This is a genomic window from Aerococcus sp. L_32 (assembly GCF_050689315.1).
In genome coordinates this window covers 1-1,365 of sequence record NZ_JBOEQF010000495.1, presented here as the reverse complement: position 1 = coordinate 1,365, position 1,365 = coordinate 1, and the positions used below count along the sequence as shown (strand labels likewise).

General features: G+C 39.7%; 2 protein-coding genes. Both read right to left on the bottom strand.

What is annotated here, in order from left to right; translation table 11 throughout:
• Positions 1 to 21: 21 nt before the first annotated feature.
• Positions 22 to 798 (bottom strand): ParA family protein, encoded by a 777-nt coding sequence (locus ACRCJ0_RS14205; protein ID WP_016897179.1) that lies wholly within the window; start codon positions 796 to 798, stop codon positions 22 to 24.
• 208 nt (positions 799 to 1,006) lie between these two features.
• A partial coding sequence (locus ACRCJ0_RS14200; protein ID WP_431390872.1) for a 16S rRNA (guanine(527)-N(7))-methyltransferase RsmG occupies positions 1,007 to 1,365 on the bottom strand: 359 nt, incomplete at its 5' end.

The window sequence follows — 1,365 nt, the reverse complement described above, 5'->3', positions numbered from 1 at the left end:
CGGCCAAGTCCCTTATTATGCTTATTTGTTTGTTTCGCCATTATTTTCTAGCACTTCCTTTGCCAATTCCAGATACACTTCAGCGCCACGAGAACGAATATCATAATCAATGATGGATTGTCCATATGATGGTGCTTCAGACAAGCGCACATTTCGCGGAATCAAGGTCGTATACACTGCTTGACCAAAGTACTTCCGGACTTCTTCTACAACTTCATTCGATAAGTTTGTTCTTGCATCATACATTGTCATTAAAACACCTTCAATTTTTAGCCCTGCATTGAAGTGTTTTTGAACTAATTGGATTGTGTTCAATAATTGACTTAATCCTTCTAGGGCATAGTATTCACTTTGTACTGGAATCAGTACGGAATCTGCACTAGTGAAGGCATTGATTGTCAAGTGACCTAGTGAAGGCGGACAGTCAATGAAGATATAGTCATAGTCATTTCTAATCGGTTGAATGGCTTCTTTCATCTTTTGTTCACGGTGGGCGATACTTGTAAGTTCAACCTCAGCCCCTGCCAATGAAATTGTTGCCGGTACAACAGAAAGGTTCTCGCGTGACGAAGATACTACCGCATCTTTTACGGCAACTTCGTTAATCAACACGTCATAGATGCTGTTTTCAACAGAACCTTTAGCAATCCCTAGACCACTCGTCGCATTCCCTTGCGCATCACTATCGATTAATAAAATGTTCTTTCCTTGATAGGCAAGTGCGGATGCTAAGTTGACAGTTGTTGTTGTCTTCCCGACACCACCTTTTTGATTGGCGACTGCGATTACTTTACCCATTTTCTAACCCCCTGCGTTGTATACATCATTTTCAATAAAAAAGGAACGGAATGCGTTTCCGTTCCTTTCGCATTCATTCAAAATAGTTTGGCCTATTTTTCGCAATATTATGCTTCTCATGTCATTTATTCTTTACCATTGTACCAAAAAAGCCTATATATTGTTTAAATAATTCTATTATCACATAAAATACTTTTAATCACTTTATTTATAGCGGACTTTTCGCTGGCTTTCCTGGTTTACGCGGATACTTATTTGGTGTTTCTTTTGGTTTTTCAATCCGTAAAATATGACGCTCCCCAGCTTCAGCTGGTAAGTCAAATTGAATGTCTTCGGCAAATTTACCACCTAAGACAGCCATAGCATGTTTTGCTTCCTCAATTTCATCATCAGATTGCTGTGCTTTCATCGCTAAGAATTGGCCATCCTTTTTCACTAGGGGTAAACAAAATTCTGCTAATAAGTTTAATCTAGCCACCGCTCTAGCAGTAGCAAAATCAAACTGACCACGGAATTGTGGGTTTTGACCAAAAGTTTCAGCGCGATCGTGGTAGGCATGCACTCCTT

Excerpts from the sequence above, each read along its gene's own strand:
- ACRCJ0_RS14205 (WP_016897179.1), bottom strand. The coding sequence starts at position 798 with ATGGGTAAAGTAATCGCAGTCGCCAATCAAAAAGGTGGTGTCGGGAAG.